General features: G+C 70.4%; 18 protein-coding genes. 8 read left to right on the top strand and 10 right to left on the bottom strand.

Annotation, left to right across the window (positions count from 1 at the left end):
* Positions 1 to 2 precede the first annotated feature (2 nt).
* From ACOGI9_RS09895 to ACOGI9_RS09860, 8 genes are all read right to left on the bottom strand, one after another.
* On the bottom strand, positions 3 to 1,163 hold the full coding sequence (locus ACOGI9_RS09895) for a patatin-like phospholipase family protein (RefSeq protein ID WP_419856968.1): 1,161 nt from the start codon (positions 1,161 to 1,163) through the stop codon (positions 3 to 5).
* 13 nt (positions 1,164 to 1,176) lie between these two features.
* Positions 1,177 to 1,686: an ABC transporter ATPase gene (locus tag ACOGI9_RS09890; RefSeq protein ID WP_419856967.1), complete on the bottom strand. Its 510-nt coding sequence runs from the start codon at positions 1,684 to 1,686 to the stop codon at positions 1,177 to 1,179.
* An 82-nt stretch (positions 1,687 to 1,768) separates the two neighbouring features.
* Complete coding sequence (locus tag ACOGI9_RS09885) at positions 1,769 to 2,980, bottom strand: ABC transporter permease (RefSeq protein ID WP_419856966.1); 1,212 nt, start codon at positions 2,978 to 2,980, stop codon at positions 1,769 to 1,771.
* A gap of 10 nt (positions 2,981 to 2,990) precedes the next feature.
* Positions 2,991 to 4,412 (bottom strand): efflux RND transporter periplasmic adaptor subunit, encoded by a 1,422-nt coding sequence (locus ACOGI9_RS09880; protein WP_419856965.1) that lies wholly within the window; start codon positions 4,410 to 4,412, stop codon positions 2,991 to 2,993.
* A gap of 206 nt (positions 4,413 to 4,618) precedes the next feature.
* Positions 4,619 to 5,869 (bottom strand): TolC family protein, encoded by a 1,251-nt coding sequence (locus tag ACOGI9_RS09875; RefSeq protein WP_419856964.1) that lies wholly within the window; start codon positions 5,867 to 5,869, stop codon positions 4,619 to 4,621.
* A 152-nt stretch (positions 5,870 to 6,021) separates the two neighbouring features.
* Positions 6,022 to 6,483, bottom strand: coding sequence for a hypothetical protein (locus ACOGI9_RS09870; protein ID WP_419856963.1), 462 nt, complete (start codon positions 6,481 to 6,483; stop codon positions 6,022 to 6,024).
* A 25-nt stretch (positions 6,484 to 6,508) separates the two neighbouring features.
* On the bottom strand, positions 6,509 to 6,913 hold the full coding sequence (locus ACOGI9_RS09865) for a hypothetical protein (RefSeq protein ID WP_419856962.1): 405 nt from the start codon (positions 6,911 to 6,913) through the stop codon (positions 6,509 to 6,511).
* Positions 6,906 to 7,571: an RNA polymerase sigma factor gene (locus ACOGI9_RS09860; RefSeq protein ID WP_419856961.1), complete on the bottom strand. Its 666-nt coding sequence runs from the start codon at positions 7,569 to 7,571 to the stop codon at positions 6,906 to 6,908. Before ACOGI9_RS09860 ends, ACOGI9_RS09865 begins: the two co-directional genes overlap by 8 nt.
* A 101-nt stretch (positions 7,572 to 7,672) precedes the next feature.
* On the opposite strand from ACOGI9_RS09860, the gene ACOGI9_RS09855 reads away from it, so the two are divergent.
* From ACOGI9_RS09855 to ACOGI9_RS09840, 4 genes are all read left to right on the top strand, one after another.
* Complete coding sequence (locus ACOGI9_RS09855; RefSeq protein WP_419856960.1) at positions 7,673 to 8,221, top strand: hypothetical protein; 549 nt, start codon at positions 7,673 to 7,675, stop codon at positions 8,219 to 8,221.
* A 40-nt stretch (positions 8,222 to 8,261) separates the two neighbouring features.
* Complete coding sequence (locus tag ACOGI9_RS09850; protein WP_419856959.1) at positions 8,262 to 8,993, top strand: electron transfer flavoprotein subunit beta/FixA family protein; 732 nt, start codon at positions 8,262 to 8,264, stop codon at positions 8,991 to 8,993.
* Positions 8,993 to 9,997, top strand: coding sequence for an electron transfer flavoprotein subunit alpha/FixB family protein (locus ACOGI9_RS09845; protein WP_419856958.1), 1,005 nt, complete (start codon positions 8,993 to 8,995; stop codon positions 9,995 to 9,997). Before ACOGI9_RS09850 ends, ACOGI9_RS09845 begins: the two co-directional genes overlap by 1 nt.
* A gap of 77 nt (positions 9,998 to 10,074) precedes the next feature.
* Positions 10,075 to 11,115 (top strand): XdhC family protein, encoded by a 1,041-nt coding sequence (locus ACOGI9_RS09840; protein ID WP_419856957.1) that lies wholly within the window; start codon positions 10,075 to 10,077, stop codon positions 11,113 to 11,115.
* A gap of 47 nt (positions 11,116 to 11,162) precedes the next feature.
* Here ACOGI9_RS09840 and ACOGI9_RS09835 read toward each other — a convergent pair whose 3' ends face one another.
* On the bottom strand, positions 11,163 to 12,278 hold the full coding sequence (locus tag ACOGI9_RS09835; RefSeq protein ID WP_419856956.1) for an alanine racemase: 1,116 nt from the start codon (positions 12,276 to 12,278) through the stop codon (positions 11,163 to 11,165).
* Between the two features lie 191 nt (positions 12,279 to 12,469).
* Here ACOGI9_RS09835 and ACOGI9_RS09830 point away from each other — a divergent pair, with 191 nt between their 5' ends.
* The 4 genes from ACOGI9_RS09830 to ACOGI9_RS09815 all read left to right on the top strand — a co-directional run bounded on the left by ACOGI9_RS09830 (position 12,470) and on the right by ACOGI9_RS09815 (position 15,575).
* Positions 12,470 to 12,985, top strand: a complete 516-nt coding sequence (locus tag ACOGI9_RS09830; RefSeq protein WP_419856955.1) for an RNA polymerase sigma factor — start codon at positions 12,470 to 12,472, stop codon at positions 12,983 to 12,985.
* Positions 12,982 to 13,623: a hypothetical protein gene (locus ACOGI9_RS09825; protein WP_419856954.1), complete on the top strand. Its 642-nt coding sequence runs from the start codon at positions 12,982 to 12,984 to the stop codon at positions 13,621 to 13,623. Before ACOGI9_RS09830 ends, ACOGI9_RS09825 begins: the two co-directional genes overlap by 4 nt.
* Before the next feature lie 13 nt (positions 13,624 to 13,636).
* Positions 13,637 to 14,365, top strand: a complete 729-nt coding sequence (locus ACOGI9_RS09820; protein ID WP_419856953.1) for a hypothetical protein — start codon at positions 13,637 to 13,639, stop codon at positions 14,363 to 14,365.
* Positions 14,366 to 14,507: 142 nt separating this feature from the next.
* Complete coding sequence (locus tag ACOGI9_RS09815; RefSeq protein ID WP_419856952.1) at positions 14,508 to 15,575, top strand: beta-ketoacyl-ACP synthase 3; 1,068 nt, start codon at positions 14,508 to 14,510, stop codon at positions 15,573 to 15,575.
* Positions 15,576 to 15,605: 30 nt separating this feature from the next.
* Here ACOGI9_RS09815 and glp read toward each other — a convergent pair whose 3' ends face one another.
* Positions 15,606 to 16,856, bottom strand: a complete 1,251-nt coding sequence (gene glp, locus ACOGI9_RS09810; RefSeq protein WP_419856951.1) for a gephyrin-like molybdotransferase Glp — start codon at positions 16,854 to 16,856, stop codon at positions 15,606 to 15,608.
* Between the last annotated feature and the right edge of the window lie 6 nt (positions 16,857 to 16,862).

Below are 16,862 nucleotides of genomic sequence, written 5' to 3'. Positions count from 1 at the left end.
GGTCAGGTGAGGAACGCCTCGATGCGGGCCCAGTTCGCCTCCGCGTCGGAGGCGCCCAGTTCCACGAGCGTCCGGATGTACTCGCTCTCGAACAGGAGATAACTCAGGAAGTCGGCCGTCTTGATGTCCGGCGTGCCCAGGCCCCGCACGAGGAACCTCAGCGCCGGAGGCAGCTCGATCTCGAAGTCGCGGGCCAGCTTCCCGATGTCCCGGGAGGGTCTCAGGATGAGCAGGTCGACGTGGCGCAGACCCTGGCGCTCGGACACTTCGGCGGGGAGTCGGCCGACGAGGACGTTGATCCGGCGCAACGCGGCCGCGTCCCAGTCCAGCGTGTCGAGAAAGACCGAGTTCAGCAGCAGGCCCAGCACTCTGGCCGGCGGCGGATATCCGGTCGTGTCCGGCGCCCGCGCCTCCAGTTCGGATCGCCGGTAGCGGGCCGAGATCGTGAAGATGCGGTCCGCCCCCATGTGAATCGCGGGCGCCAGCGGCGCGGCGGTGCGGAAGCTCCCGTCTCCGTAGTACTGCTGCCCGAGTTTGACGGCCGGGAACACGAGCGGGATCGACGCGGAGGCCAGGATGTGATCCACCGATATGTCCGTCCGCACGAGTCGGTAGTGTGAGCTCGCGGGCCTGGGCGCCGACTGTGGGTCCCCTTGTACGAAGAGGACCGTGCGCCCTGTCTGATACGACATCGCGGTGAGCCCCACCGCCTCGAGGTCCCCCGCCCTGATCCGGGCCCCGATCTCTCCGCGGTCGACGTCGCGTTCGATGAACTCCCGCAGCGGCGACGTGTCGACGAGGCTCCGGAAACGGGGGCTCAGCCCGGTTCCGCCGCCCAGAAGGGATCCCCCGAGTCGCACGCCCACCTTGAGCAGGGAAGCGGGGTTGGTGCGCAGCACTTCCTCGGTCGTGAGCGAGAGCCAGCGGCGCTTCAGCGCCTCCGTCGCGCCGCGCAGGTTTCCGTCGTAGGCGGCGAGAAAACCCACGTTGATCGCGCCTGCGGAGACGCCCGTGAGGAGAGGGACCCGAAGCCCGGGCAGCCGCCCGCCGATGTAGCTCAGCACGCCCGTCTGGTAGGCGGCCCGCGCGCCGCCGCCCGAGAGGGCGAAGGCCAGCTTCCCCCGCGCGGCGCCGGAAGCGCCGCTCCCCGGGGCCCCCGTCACGCCGGTCGCCGCGTCAGGACCGTCCGCCGGGGCGGCCCAGGAGTTGCCGGTGCCACGAACGGGCGACGGGCCGCTCGAGTTCGCCGGCCCGCAGCGCCGCCAGCGTGTCGATGGTGGGATCGAAGACGGGGGTCGTCTCGCCGATCGCTCCCGTCGTCGCCCGCGCCCGGAACTCCGCCCGCGCGCAACTTTCGATCGCGCCGGACTCGCCCCGGTAGAACACGCGCGTGCTGTCGAGAAGCGAGCAACCCAGGCGTTCCTCGAGCGCGCCGAGCCGCCGGGCCATCGCGTCGATCGAGCATCCGGACGCGGGCGCCGAGGCTTCGTCGACGGCGACGACCGCGAACCGGTCTTCGACCCAGTCCACGCCCGCCCGGAGGGCAGCACCGTGCGCAGTCCAGATGTCGACGAAGGCGCGCAGGTCGACCATCAGCGCGTCGCGCTCCTCGGGGGTCAGCGGACGATCCGTCCCGTAGATCCAGACGCGGGCGGAATCCGGAAGGGATGTCAGCGGAACACTCATGCCGGGACCATACGTCGGCCCGCGACGTCCCGCCAACCCGCGCGTGTGCTACCTGGCGGGCGCGGCGGTTTGCCTCGGTCGGCTATTCGTACCGGAGCGCCACGATCGGATCGAGCCGGGCCGCACGCCGGGCGGGCCAGAGGCCGAAGAACATGCCCACCGCGGCGGCGAACACCACCGCGAGGCCGATGGCCTGCGGCGCGATGGCCATCGTCCAGCCCGCCGACCGCGAGAGCGTCTCCGCCGCGCCGTACGCGAACGCGACACCGAGGATGCCGCCGGTCATGCAGAGGGTCGTGGCTTCGAGCAGAAACTGGAGCAGGATCGCGCTCCTCGTGGCGCCCAGCGCCTTGCGCACGCCGATCTCCTTCGTCCGCTCCGTGACCGACACCAGCATGATGTTCATGATCCCGATGCCGCCGACGAGGAGGCTGACCGCGGCGATGCCCGCGAGCAGCATCGTGAACGTCTGCGTGGTCTCCTGCGCCATTTCGAGGAACTGCACGCTGTCCGAGATCCAGAAATCGTTCTCCCGCCCCAGGGGAAGGCGGTGCTCGCGCCGGAGCACTTCCTCGATCTGCACCATCGCGACCGGGATCGCCGCTTCGCTCTCGACGACAACCTTGAACTGGCTCACGCGGTCGGTCCCCAGCAGCCGGAACTGCGCCGTCTCCAGCGGGACGAAGATCTGCTCGTCCTGGTTGAACCAGCCCGATCCGCCCTTCTCCTCCAGCACGCCCACGACCTCGAAGGAGATGTTCCGGATCGAGATCGTCCGGCCGACGAGTTCGGCGGTTTCGGAGTTCAGGACCGCCGGGACCGCGCCCCCGAGCACAGCGACGCGCCGCCGCCCGCGGTTCTCGGACTCGTCGAAGAAGCGGCCGAGTTCGAGCGTGTGATTCTCGACCTCCATGTAGTTCGGCGTCGTGCCGAGAATCCGCACGTTGGCGTTGTTGCGCCCGAACTGGACCTGCAACTGCCCCTGCATCTCCGGGGCGACCTCCACCAGAGCCGGGGCCCCGCGCCGCACCGCCTCGACATCTTCGGTCGTCAGCCGGGCGTTCGACCCGCCGCGCACGCCGCGGAACATTCCCTGCCCGGCGCGCACCGTGAGCACGTTCGTGCCGAGCGACTCGATCTGGTTCTCGACCTGCTGCTGGGCGCCCTCCCCGAGCGCCACCATCGTGATCACGGCCCCGACCCCGATCACGATCCCGAGCATGGTCAGGAACGAGCGCAGCTTGTTGGCGCGGATCGCGTCCATCGCGACCCGAAGAATCTCGAAGAAGATCATCGAACGATCATCACCTTCCCCCGATGCCCGGCAGCGACGTCCGGCTGCGGATCCGGTCCAGGAATTCCTGCTGCGCGATGAGGGAAGTGGGGACGGCGACGATCTCCTCGCCTTCCTCCAGCCCGCGGATGATGTGTGTGTGGTCGAAGTCGCTGAGGCCGATCATGACCGGCTTCAGGTCGAGGAGGCCGCTCTCGTCGTACCTGAACACGAAGGCCGGGCGGGGCTCGTCGGCCCGCCGCGCGGCGCCGCCCCCGCCGCCTCCGGGTCCGCCGCCTCCCTGGTTCCGGAACTGCTGCATCATCCGGCGCCGCTCCTCATCGGACAGGTTCTGGAAGACGCGCATCCGCTCCTCCTGCGACATCGACTGGAACTCCGACATCGGAACCCCGCCGATCATCTGCTCCTCCTCACCCTCCGCCGGTCCATCTCCTTCCGCCGCACCCTCCGGCCGATCCTGGCTCTGGAAGTCGCGCAGCAGCGCGTTGACATCGGCGTCGATCTCGAGAGCCCGGACGATCTGCATGGCCTCCTGCTGCGTCTTGATCCCGCTGTTCGAGACCGCCAGCACGTCCGCCTGGCGCCCGATCACGACCTCGACATCCGCGTTCATCCCCGGCCGCAGCAGATCGTCCTCGTTGGAGATGCGCGTGAGCACGGCGAACATGGTCACGTTCTGCTCGACGACGGCCTGCGGTTCGATCTTGAGGACGGACCCCCGGAAGGTCCGGTTGGGGTATGCCTCCACGGTGATGTCGGCCGGGAGTCCCGGCTGGAGCCGGCCGATGTCCGTCTCGTCGACGAGCATGCGCACCTGGACCTCTGTGAGGTCGGCCATCCGCATCAGTACGGTACCGCCGGTGAGGTCGCGCGTCCCCGTGACGACCTGCCCCTGCTCCACCGTCCGTTCCACGACGGTTCCGGTGATCGGGGCCCGGAGCGTCACGTCGTCCAGCTTGTCCTCGGCAAGTTCGAGGTTGGTCGTGGCGCGGACGAGGGACGCCCTCGCGTTCGCCGCGGAGAGGATCGCGCTCTCCAGTTCCTCGGAGGTCACGATGTCGGACTCGTGAAGCGCCTCGATCCGTTCGAGCTGGCGTTCCGCGACATCCGCCTGGGCCTCGGCCACGTCCAGATCGGCCTGCGCCTGGGCGTGCGCGTTGTTCACGTCGCGCGGGTCGATCCGCACGAGGAGCGTCCCCTGTTCGACGTTGTCCCCGAGTTCGACGGGCAGATCGAGGACCTCGCCGCCGGCCTGCGACTTGACCTCGATCACGCGGATCGGTTCGACCGTCCCGGTCGCCTCTACGCTGGAGACGATGGTCTGGCGCCCCGCGGTCAGCGTCTGGAGAGTCTGCTCGGGCTCGTTGGCCTCACCGGTCGCACAGCCCGCGGCCGCGAGTCCAAGCGTCGTGAAGACCGTGGCGCGGCCCAAAGGCCCGCCTCGCCGGGGGAAGCGACGCCTGCAGCGTTCGAATATGGACATCGGCATCTCGTCTCGTGTCGGGTCCTTGAACGGACGGTCGGGGCGCCGAAATCGCGCCCGCCATGGCACGCTGAGAGGACACCCCGCGCGGGGCCGACGTTGAAGAGATGCGCGCGCCGCTCGAACGCAGCAGGGCTTTTGCCACGGGCTGCCGGTCAGGGTTGCTGGTCGAGCCTCCGGCCGAGGAGGGCCTCGATCCCCGCCACCGCCACCTCGTAATCGAACCGACCCCTGACGAGATCGACCTCCGCCTGCGTGAGCGTGATCTGCGCGTCCTGGAGTTCGAGAATCGTGGCGAGGCCGAGCTGGTAGCGCTCCTGGACGACCCGGAGGCTCTCCTCGCTGAGTTCGACGTTCCGCTCGGCGAGATCCACGCCGGCGAGCGCGGACTGGGCCGTCGCGTAGCGCGCGTCGAGCAGCGAACTGAGGTTCAGCCGCACCGCCCGCTCTTCCTGCCGGGCCTGGTCCGCCGAGGCCCGCGCGCGGAACACCTGTGTCTCGCGCTGGAAGCCGTTGAAGAGGGGGTAGCTGCCTGAGAGCCCGACCGACCACGAACGGTTGGAGGGTGGGAACTCCTGGTTCGCCCACCCGTAGCCCGCGCCGATCGAGATCGTGGGCAGGTAGCTGGAGCGCGCGCCCGACACGGTCGCCTCGGCGGCTTCGACGGCCAGGGAGGCCGCCTCCAGAGCGGGAGCCGTCACATCGGCCATCGCGAACAGTTCGTCGCGCGTGTAGGGCATCGCGGCCATCGCGAGTTCCGCCTCCGCGGTCGGCGCCACGAGGGTCTCGGAGCCGATGACCTCGGTGAGTTCGAACGTCCGCGTGCGCGCATTGTTCTGCTCGGTCAGAAGCGCGAGTTGCGCGTTGTTGAGGTCGACCTGCGAGCGGAGGGAATCCGAGCGCGTCGCCCGTCCCAGCTCCAGCTGCTGCCGGACGAACTCGAGCTGGTCCGCCTGCCGCTGGACGCGGCGCTCTTCCACGGCCACGAGATCGCGTGTGGCCACGGCCGCCGCGTAGGCCTGCTTCACCTGCTGAATGACCTGGAATTCGGCCTCGCGATAGCGGGCGTTCTGCTCGACCACGCCGAGCCGGGCGCTTTTGAGGTTCGTGAAACGGCCCCATCCGTCGAACAGCGTGTAGTTGGCCTGGAGCCGCGTGGAGTAACTCGTCGCGACGATCCCCTGGCTGAGTGCGTCGAGACGGCCGGTCGACGAGTTCGAGTAACTGAAAAAGGCGCTCACCCCCGGGAGGAGCGCCCCGTAAGCGCTCAGCCGGTTGTGCTCGGCCATCTCGATCGTCGAATAGGCCTGGATCAGCCGAGGGTTGCGGCGGAGCGCGATCTCGACCGCTTCGTCGACCGTGATCTGGCGGGCGTTGTCGCTCGCCTGCACCTGCGCTTCGGCCATCCGGGGCGGTGCTCCCGCAAGCAGGACCGCCGGCAGCAGGACGAACCCCCATCGACGAAGACCGGCGCTCGGCCGGTCTCCGCACCCACATCTATGTCGAATGGTCATCGTTTTCCTTGCCCCCCGAGGGGCGGATTGACGTCTCTCGGTTGTCAGTTGTTTCGCTGCGGGTCGTCACGCCCCTGGGATCCCCGTTCACCGCCGCGCTCTCGCCCGCCCCCGTAGCGCTGTCGCAGCAACTCCCGGTAGTCCTCACCCTGCTCCTCCGTCAGCACCGACTCGATCCGGGTCCGGACCGAATCCATCAACGTCCGGTAGCTCCCGCGCAGCGTCCGCATCCCGTCGCGGTAGTGATCGAGGAAGCCCTCGATCTGCGACCGCTGGTCGGCCGTCAGGCCCAGCTCATCGGCGAACTGCTCGATCGTCGTCTGCCTCCCCCGCGACCCGCCATCGCGATCCGGCGTTTCGGGAGACGTCGCCTCCGCCGCCGGTTCGGCCGCGGTTGCGTCGGCAAAAAGATCGAGGCGGTCCGCCGCCACGCCGATCGCGGCGCCCGCCGCGAACACGAGCGTCAGAAGGAGGATCGCCCGGAAGCTCGAAGTGTCCATACGCACCCGATTCGTGTCGCGTTTCAGCGAGTTACGGATTGATGAGGGCGGCGGTCAGCACCGCGTCGCGACTCGGCTCGGCCAGGTCGATGATCAGCGCCGGCGGGGCTTCGGCGTCCGGCGCCAACGCGCGCACCAGCCCGACCGGAGCCGCGTCCGGGTCGGCGGCGAACTCGGGCGCGTCCGGCAGGGAGATGCGATACAACAGGACGCCGGCCGCGACGAGCAGCCCGGCGGCCAGCGGCGCGAGCGCCGCGGACCAGCTTGCCGTCACGTCGAGCCAGGAGAGGGGCCGCCGCTCGAACAGCGCTTCCGCCGCGGCCATCACGTTCCGGCGCAGGCGCCGCCGCGTGAGTTCGTCGGGCCGCAGGGGCTCGAGATACTCGGCCCACGCGGGCCCGTGCCGGCTACCCCGATGCCGATCGTTCCTATTCATCTTCATCCTCTTCCGCTCCTCCGGCGCCGGACGCCGGCGCTTCGCCGAGAAGGCGGCGCAACGCGTGCCTTCCGTGGTGAAGGTTCGCCCTCGAAGTCCCGACCGCGATCCCGAGGATCCCCGCGATCTCCGCGTGGTCGTAGCCTTCGATGTCGTACATCATGACCGCCGTTCTCTGTCGTTCCGGAAGCTGCGCGAGCGCGTCGAGCACCCGCTTCCGTGCGTACCTCCGCTCGAACTCCCGGTGCGGATCGTCCCGCGACGCCGCCGTGTCCTTCAGCTCCGAATGGGTCCGCAGCAACTCGCGCCGCCGGAGGTTCAGACACGTGCTCCTCAGCACGCGATAGAACCACGGGCCGAAACGGCTTCCCGGCCGCAACTGCCCGATCCGCTCGAGCGCGCGAATGAACGCGGCCTGCACCGCGTCTTCCGCGTCCTGCTCGTGCCGCAGAATCGACAGCGCCACGGCGTAGGCCGGGTCCGTGTATCTCGTCACGAACAGGGAAAACGCCTGCGAGTCGCCGGCCTGCACGGCTTCCACAAGGCCGGGTTCGTCCGCGCCGGGATCCGGCGGCTCGACAGGTCCGGAACCGGGACCGGCCGCGCCGCCCTGCGATCCGCCGCGCGTTCGCGTTTCCTCCGCCAAAGACGTCCCCATCGCTTGGGTAACACGCCCTCGAAGCCGGCCGTTGCACCGGCTCCCGTCGGCGTTGGCCCCGGCGCTTGTTCCTTCACCGTGGCCGTCGCATCTTCGGCTCCGTGAACAACGAAACGCAAGCCCGGCCCGCCGCCGCCGAAACGCCCGACCGAGCCCACGCTCTGGCCGGCCGAACCCTCATCCAGGAACGCATCCGCGGCATGCGAAAAGTCGTGGGGCGAAGGCTCTCGCCCGGCGACATCGTCCTCAGGAAGGCGTCTCCCGAAGTGCGGCGCCATCTGTTCGAGGAAGCGTGCGAGTTGTACTGGAACGAGATGAGCTGGGAGGAGATCACCGAAGAGGAACTCATCGGCGACGAGGAACTCACGGAGATGATCTTTCCCGGGCTGCTCGCGCTCATCGACGCGTTCCTTCCCAGGGCTCCGAACGGGGAGCCGGACCGCGACCGCGAACACCGCGACGTCGTACACGATTTCCTGGACTGGCTGGCCGCCCGGCTCGTGACCCTGCGCGAGGCGCGGCCCGCCGCGGAGGACGCGCGGGTGCGGAACCTCCGCCAGAAGAACGTGACGGACGACCTCATCGACCTCATCGCGTTTCGCGTGTGTGCACTGACTACCGACGAGATCGAGACCTACCAGAACGCCTGACTCCATTCGAAGAACAAGACGGATGAATACCATAGTCTGCATGAAACGCGTGCCGGACTCGGCCACGCGGGTGAGAGTGACGCCCGACGGCGCGGGACTGGACCCGGCCGGCGTCAAGTACGTCGTGAACCCGTACGATGAGTTCGCGCTCGAGGATGCGATCCGCCGCAGGGAAGAGGCGGGGGAGGGGAAGGTGACGGTCGTCGCGCTCGGCCCCCCCGAGACCGCCGAATCGATTCGCCAGGCGCTCGCGATGGGGGCGGATGAGGGTGTGCTGCTCGCGTGCGCGGGTTCGCACGACGCGCTCTCCGTGGCGCGGGCGTTGGCCGACGAGATTCGGGGTCGGGAGTACGACCTCGTGCTGTTCGGGAAGCAGGCGATCGACGACGACAACATGCAGGTGCCGCAGATGGTGGCCGAGTTTCTGGGCCTCCCGTGCGCGACCGTCGTCGTCGGCCTCGAGATATCGGGAAGGGAAGCGACGGTCCGCCGCGAGGTCGAGGGGGGGCACGAGGTCGTCGAGTTCCCGCTGCCCGCGGTCGTATCGACGCAGAAGGGGCTCAACGAGCCGCGGTATCCGAGCCTCAAGGGGATCATGGCGGCGAAGAGGAAGCCTCTCGAGCAACGGGACGTGACGCTCGATGCGCCGACCATCGAGTTCCTCCGCCTCGACGAACCGCCGGCGCCGGCCGCGGGCCGGATCGTCGGAGAGGGCGTGGACGCGGTGCCGGAACTCGTGCGGGCGCTGCGCGACGAAGCGGGGGTGCTCTGATGCCCGGGGCGCTGGCGTACGCCGAGGTCCGGGAAGGGGCCGTGAGCCGGGCCTCGCGGGAGGCGGTCGGGCTCGCGCGGCGGATCGCCGCCGACGCCGGAGGGGAGACCCACGTCGTCGCGCTCGGTCCTCCCGGTACGGCCGAGGCGGCCGCACAACTCGCCGGCTTCGGGGCCGACCGCACCTGGGTGGGTGAGTCGGAGGCTCTCGCGCTGTGCCAGCCGGACATCGCCGCGGCGGCCATCGCCCGGCTCGTCGAGGCGGGAGACTACGACGCCGTGATCTTCGCGGCCACGGCTCAGGGGAGGGACATCGCCCCTCGCGTGGGCGCGCGGCTCGGGCGGAGCGTGGCCTCGGAAGTCATCGAGTGCCGGCGGGAGGACGGCGCCATCGTCGTCCGCCGGCCCATGTACGCCGGGAAGGCGATCGCGACCCTGCGCTTCACCCCGGGCCCGGCCGTGATGACGATCCGCGCCAACGTCTTCGCGCCGGCCGGGGAGGACGCGGCGGGGGAGATCGCGAGCCTGGATCTCGAGGGCCTGGATGGACGCGTGCGGACGGCCGCCCTGGAGCAGGGGGATCGCGACCGCCTCGACGTCAGCGAGGCGACGACGATCGTCTCGGGCGGCCGCGGGATGCAGGGGCCGGAGCACTGGCCGCTGCTCGAGGCGCTGGTGGAAGCGCTGGGCGACGAGGCGGCGCTCGGCGCGAGCCGGGCGGTCGTGGATGCGGGCTGGCGGCCGCACGGCGAGCAGGTGGGCCAGACCGGCAAGACGGTGTCGCCCAACCTGTACTTCGCGGTCGGGATCAGCGGAGCGATCCAGCACCTGGCCGGGATGCGCACGGCCAAGGTGATCGTGGCGATCAACCGCGATGCGGATGCGCCGATCTTCGGGGTGGCGGACTACGGCCTCGTAGGGGATGTGTTCGAGGTGCTGCCCGCGAGGCTCACCGAGGCGGTTCGCGAAGCCCGCCGGGCTCTGCGTTGCTCCTCGGTCACATAGCGCTGCTATGCTCCCTCGTCGCGCCTTGTCAGGCGGCTAGTCCACGTGTCGCGCACCGCGGGTCCGGGTCGGCCGGCATGAGTCTCCGGGGCGTGCGCGAGGACATCGCGCGGTGGGCGGAGCGGGGCGATCCGATCGCCATGGCGACGCTCATCGCCGTGCGCCGTTCGGCCCCGCTGCCACCGGGCGCGCGGTTCGCGATCTCGGCCGCCGGGGAGCTGAGCGGCTCGATCTCGAGCGGGTGCGTGGAAGGCGACCTGCACGAACGGCTCTCCGCGCTGCTGGGCGGCGGCGCGCCGGCCTCCGTCACGTACGGGATCACGGACGAGATGGCCGCGGGCGTCGGCCTCTCCTGCGGCGGGGAGATCGACGTCCTCCTCGACCGCTACGATCCCGGCGACCCCGTCTGGCACCGCCTCTGGCAGCTCCAGGAGGCCGGCGCCCCGGGCGTCCTCCTCACCGGCGCGGCGCCGCCCACGCGCTCGCGGCAACTCCTCCTCGAACCGGACCGGTCGCTGGGAACGCTCGGGTCCGCCGCCCTCGACCGGGCGGCCCGCTCCCGCGTCGACGACTGGCTCGGCCGGTCGGACGCCCGCGTCGTCGAACTCGTGCAGGACGATCCGGACAGCCTCGTCTTCGTCGAATCCTTCGTCCCGCCCCCTCGGCTCGTCATCGTCGGGGCGACCCCGATCGGGCATGCGCTGTGCGCCATGGCGCACCGAACCGGGTTCGAGGTCGTGGTCGTGGATCCGCGCGACGCCTTCCTGCGGCCGGAGCGGTTTCCGGATGCCGCGTCGCTCGATCCGCGCTGGCCGGACGAGGCGATGGCCGCCCTCGATCTCGACCCTCGCACGAGCGTCGTCATCCTCACGCACGACGAGAAGCTGGACGAGCCCGCCCTCGAGACCGCGCTCGCCTCCCGCTGCGGGTACATCGGTCTCCTCGGCGGCGGCCGGACGCAGCGGCAACGTCGAGAGGCGCTCCTCGCGCGGGGGCTGGACGAGGCGGCATGCGACCGTATCCACGGTCCGGTCGGGCTTCGGATCGGCGCCCGCTCGCCCGCGCAGATCGCCGTCTCCATCCTCGCGCAACTCGTCGCCCTCGACCGGGCTCCCTAGCAGCCCGCGGCAAAGCTGACGTCGGCGCGGCGTCGCGCCGCGCCGGATCAGTCGCGCGTGCGCCGAATCTTCCAGCGGTCGACCACGCGCCGCCCCCGCACGACCTCGAAGCGGTCGAAGTGCGCGACCGTGAGGCAGGCGTGATTCGGAAGGACGCGGACCTTCTCGCCGACATCGAACCGCCCGGACAGGCGCCCGTGCTCCTGGCTCACGGAGGTCACGCGATGGTCGCTCAGCGCCCCTCCGGACGCGTCGCGGAAGAGGTGGCCGTAGTGGGGCGGATCGTCCGGCCCCACGTCCTTTGAGAGGGCGAGGGCGCCACAGTCCGCGATCGCCCCGCCGGACCCATCGCGCGCGGACACGACCGTCGCGAGCACCGTGACGGCGCAGTCGCTCACCGCGCACGATCCCAGCCGCGTCTGCGTGTAGTCGTAGAGCGCATAGTTCCCCGGCCGCGCCTCGTCGATCCCCTCCAGCGTCTCGACCCGGCTCATGCCCGGGGTCGAACCGAGCGAGAGCGCTCCCGGCTCGAGCCCCGCCGCGCGGAGCGCGCGCCCCACTTCGACCATCGCCCGTCGCTCCTCCTCCGCGAGCGCGGCGACGGCGGCGGGCGAGTCCGCGCCGTAGGTGTGGCCGGCGTGCGTCAGGCAGCCGCCGAGGGCGAGCCGGCCCGCGCGTGAGATCCGCCGTGCGATCTCGGCGACCCGGCCGCTGTCGTACGGGATACCCGAGCGCCCGTAGCCGCAGTCGATTTCGAGCCATACCGAGAACGGGGTGTCCGCGGCCTCGAGAGCCTCGACGGCCGTGAGGGAATCCACGGTCACGCCCAGCCCGACGCGGCCGGAGAGGGCGGCCGCCTCTCCGATGCGGGAGAGATTGAGCGGAAAGGCCCACAGGATGTCATCGAACCCCGCCTCGGCGAAGACCCGGGCCTCCGCGAGCGTGGAAACGGTGATGCCCGACGCGCCGAGCGATCGCTGGAGTTCGGCGATCTCCACGCACTTGTGCGTCTTCACATGGGGGCGAAGCCGAACGCCGAGCGCGTCCGTGCGTGCCTGCATGGCCCGGAGGTTGTTCTCCAGGACATCGAGATCGAGGACAAGCGCCGGAGTGGGGAGGCCGAACAGGTCCGGCGCGTCGGGGGCAGCGTTCCCGGCGTTCACGCGCTCAAGGTAGTTGGGGGATCGCGGTTCCGCTAAGTTGGAACGGCCGATCCCGAGCACGAAACGAAGCGGGCCGCGGGCTGCACGAGTGACCGCAAAGCCGTAGAGGTCGTCTTATTCACGAAGAGAAGATCTTTCGGATCGGGCCGGAAGGTCGGGTTCCGGACGATGAACCGAGCGACGCGGAGGTTGTGACCGCCGTACTGGAAGGCGATCACGAGGCGTACGGGGTTCTCGTGCGCCGGTACAAGGACGTGCTGTACCGCTACGCGGAGCGCATGACCGGGCGCGCGGACGACGCCGCGGATATCGTGCAGCGCACGTTCATCCGCGGTTTCCGGAGCCTCGACCGCTGCCGTGACCGGGAACGCGTGGGAGGCTGGTTGTTTCGGATCGCCGTCAACCTGTGCAAGGATCAGTTGAAGGGGCGGGCGCGGCGCGAGGTGTCGCTGGAGGCGGCCGGCCCCCTCACGGCGACGCGGGGGCTCCCGGAGGCGCGCGCCGAACGGGCTGAAATACGGGAGCAGATATACCGGGCCCTGCAGTCGCTGAGCGACGAGCAGCGTGAAGCCTTCGTCCTCAAGCACGTCGAGGGCTGGTCGTACGAAGAGATGGCGGAGAGACTTGGAGCTTCGGTGTCCGCGTTGAAGATGCGCGTCCACCGGGCTCGGGATCAGTTACAGGTGCTGTTAGAGAACTACCGATGAACGACGATCTGAAGCTGTACCTGGACGGAGAAATCGACCATTCGGAACTCTCGCGGGAGCTTCGCAGGGAGGCCGAACGGTGGGATGCCCTCCTTTCGGACGTGCGGGACTCGGGGGTGCAGGGAGCTCCGGTCGGACTCGAGTCGAGGGTCATGGCCACGGTTCGCCAGGAGGGGCGCCGGCCCTTGTCCGGTCTCGTGGACTGGTGGGTGCATCCGCGCTCCGTGCGCGTCCGTCCGTGGCTGGGACTCGCCGCCGCCGCGGTGTTTGCGACGTTCTTCCTCCTGCCGCGGGAGAACGTCGTCTCCGAGCCGGCCGGGGCGGCGACGGCGCTCGTGGGCGAAGAAGTCCACTACGTGCAGTTCCGTCTCGAGGCGCCCGGGGCGGCGTCGGTCCACGTGGCGGGCGACTTCAACGACTGGCAGCCGGAGGTCGCGCTGGCCGATCCGTACGGGACCGGCGTGTGGACCGGGCGGGTGAAGCTCCCGCCCGGCGTGCACAAGTACATGTTCCTCGTGGACGGCGAGACCTGGATCACGGATCCGCACGCGGAACGGTATGTGGAGGACGGCTACGGCAACCAGAATGCCGTGATCGCCATCACGGGCGGCGCGGGCGCCCGCTCGCTGGCCCCCTAGCCGGCAAGCAGCCGTGGCAAAAGCCTCGCCGCGCCGTTCCCTCGCGGTCGTCCTCCTCGGCGCCGTGCTTTTCGCGCACGGCCCGCCGCTTGCGGGCCAGGACGCGCGCGCGCGCTTCAGCCGTCACCTGGGCGCCGTCTACGCGGCACGTACCCTTTCCGTCATCGAGGCCGGTGTCCGGGACGGTCTGCCCCGGGGTCTCCTCATCGACAAGGCCATGGAGGGCGTGGCGAAGGGGATGGCCCCCGAAGTCGTCCTCGCCGCCGTCGACACTTTCGCCGCGGAGTTGCGGGACGCCGCGTCCGTCGTCGGTCCGCAGGCGGAACCGGTCGCGCTCGAGAAGGCCGCCGATGCCCTTCGCCGCGGCGTAGGACGCGAGCTTCTGACGCGGCTGGGCCGCGACCGCGCCGATTTTCCCCTCCTCGTGGTCTCCCTCGAGGAGTTGCTGGACGCCGGCGTGGAACTGGGTCTGGCCGAAGATCTCGTGCGTTACGCGGTGGCCGAGGAGTTCGACAGCGACGCGGTGCTCCGATTGCCCGCCAGCGTGAAACTGCTCATTCGGGAGTGCGGCAATGGGCAGCCCGAATCCTGCTGGTCGCAGGCGAGCGTACGGGAGTGCGCCCGCGTGATGCCGACCCGGCCGTGCCCGACGCGAACGCTTGCGGAGGCGGCCCGCTCGGCCGCGCAGCAGTTCCTGCTCGCCCTCTCCCCGCCTCCAGTCATCCGATCGGCCGCAGGCTAGCGCGGACTGGCAACCTTCCCGGCCTCCGCCGTATACTCTCGGACTTTCCGGCGGCCGAGCCCGCCGACGCTTGGCAGCCCGTGGCAAACCCCTGCACCAGGACTTTCGACGGGCTGCTTGCCCACGGACGATGGAGACGGCCTTGGCAGCCAGAGTGACCGCGGCGGTCACGGGTACCGGGAGCTACCTGCCGCCTGACAGCATCGACAACTTTCAGCTTCTCGGCATGGGTACGCTGCGCGAGTCGTTCGACGTCGGGCAGGCGCGATCCGCGCTCAGGGGCGTCGAGGGTGTCAACGGGCTGTCCGACCCCGACGTCTTCGATCAGTGGGCCTATCAGTTGACCGGCATCCGGTCGCGCCGGCGAATCCCGCCGGGCAGCGATCTGACGACCGAGGACATGTGCGCCCGGGCGGGGCTCGCCGCGCTGGAGGCGGCCGGCCGTGAACCGGACGAGATCGACCAACTCTACGTCGCGACCGTGTCGCCCTCCGACGAGGTCCCGAACAGCGCCTGTACCGTGGCGACGAAGATCGGGAATCCGCGATTGGGGGGGTTCGCGATCAACGCGGCCTGCGCCGGCTTCGTGTACGGCGTGGGGGCGGCCTGGTCGGCGATCGTCAGCGGCATGGCGGAGCGGGTCCTGGTGGTCTCGGGCGACGCCCTCACGCGGCTCGTCGACTACACGGACGTGCGGACGGCCGTGCTCTTCGGCGACGGGGCCGGAGCGGTCGTGCTCGAGCGGAGCGAAACCGATCACGGCGTGCTCGGCCCGATGGCGGCGTCGGGCTGGTTCGCGCGCGACCCGCTGTACCTCGTCGGGCAGAGCTGGCGGGAGGACGGGGACCGGGCTCCGATTCTCCACATGGAAGGCGGACCGAGGATCGTCCGCAACGCGATCGTCAAGATGGCCGAAGTGGGCGAACAGGCGCTTCACAAGGCGGGTCTCGACTGGTCCGACGTGGACTTCGTGATTCCTCATCAGGCGAACGCGCGGATCACGCAGGGTCTCGAGCAGAGGCTGGAACTTCCGAAAGGGCGCGTCGTTCACAACATCGTCGACTACGGCAACATGTCCGCCTCGACCGTCGCCGTGACACTCGACGAAGTCGTCCGCGGGAAGCACGGGTCCGTGCCGGATCCGGCCACGATCGTCCTCACCTCGATCGGGGGCGGCTACACGATGGCGGCGGCGGTCGTCCGCATCTGACGGGCGCGCAGCCCGTGGTGGAACTCCGCGTCAGGCGGGACTCGCCCACTCCCTGAGCGGGATCACGTCGACCGGATCCCCGGCGCCTATGGCGTCGGTCCCGACCGGGATCGCGAGCAGTCCGTCGGCCAGCATGGACCCCAGGTTGCCCGAACCCTGCGGGCCGCTCAGGCGGGCCGTGAGGGCGCCCGACTCGGCGGATCCGATGAGCACGCGCAGGAACGAGAGCACGTGCCGGGGGCCGCGCAGGTCGTGTGCCGCGACGCACCGCAGAGGTCGCCGGCAGGGGCGCGCGAACCCCGCCATCTTGCGGATCGCCGGTCGCACGAGCGTCTCGTAGGTGACGAGCGCCGAAGCCGGATTGCCCGGGACGCCCCAGAACGGCCGGCCGCCGAGCAGGCCGAAGACGGTGGCGCTGCCGGGGCGCATCCGCAGGCGCCAGAAGGAGCGTTCGAACCCGAGTTCGTCGAGTACCTGCTTCACGTAGTCGTGTTCGCCGACGCTCACGCCGGCCGCGGAGACGATCGCGTCGCAGGACTCGGCCCGCGCGAGGCGACGGTGCAGGTCGCCGGGGTCGTCCCGGGCGATGCCGAGCGGTACAGGCTCTGCCCCCGACTCCGCGAGCTGGGCGGCGAGCGCGTACCCGTTCGAGTTCATGATCCGCCGCCCCGCCCGCACCTCCTCGAATTCATCGAAATCCGCGAGTTCGTCTCCGTTCGCGAGCACGCCCACGCGAGGTCGCCGGCCCACGTCCACCTGCTCGCAGCCGGCCGTCGCGAGCAGCGCCACCGCCGCCGCCCCGAGCTCCTCCCCACGCTCCACCATCGTGTCGCCCGCCTGCACATCCTCCCCGAGGAAACGGATGTGCCGCTCTCCGTCCGCGTCGTCGAATATGCGCACACGCACGTCTGGACCTCCGTCCGTGTGCTCCACGCGGACGACGCCCGTGGCGCCCTCCGGCACCGGCGCCCCCGTCATCACGCGCGCCACGGAACCGGGCTCCAGCGGCCCGCGCGGAAAGGCGCCGGCCGGGATGTCGTCGGAGATCGGGAGGACCACGGGCCGCTCCGGGCTCGCGCCGCGGACTTCGTCGATCCGCACGGCGAATCCGTCCATGGCGCTGTTGTCCCACGGCGGGTGCGGGGCCACGGCTTCCGCGCCGCGTGCGAGCGAGCGGCCGAGGGCGGCGGAGAGCGGAACCCGTTCCGTCCCGAGCGGCGCTGCCGCGTCCAGCACGAGCGCGAGAGCCTCGTCGAAGGAGATCCAGTCCGCGTCGCTCATACTCGC

Origin of the sequence: Candidatus Palauibacter irciniicola (genome assembly GCF_965208695.1) — a bacterium.
Lineage (GTDB): Bacteria > Gemmatimonadota > Gemmatimonadetes > Palauibacterales > Palauibacteraceae > Palauibacter > Palauibacter irciniicola.
The sequence above is the reverse complement of the archived record's forward strand: the minus strand, read 5'-3'. Positions and strand labels throughout refer to the sequence as shown.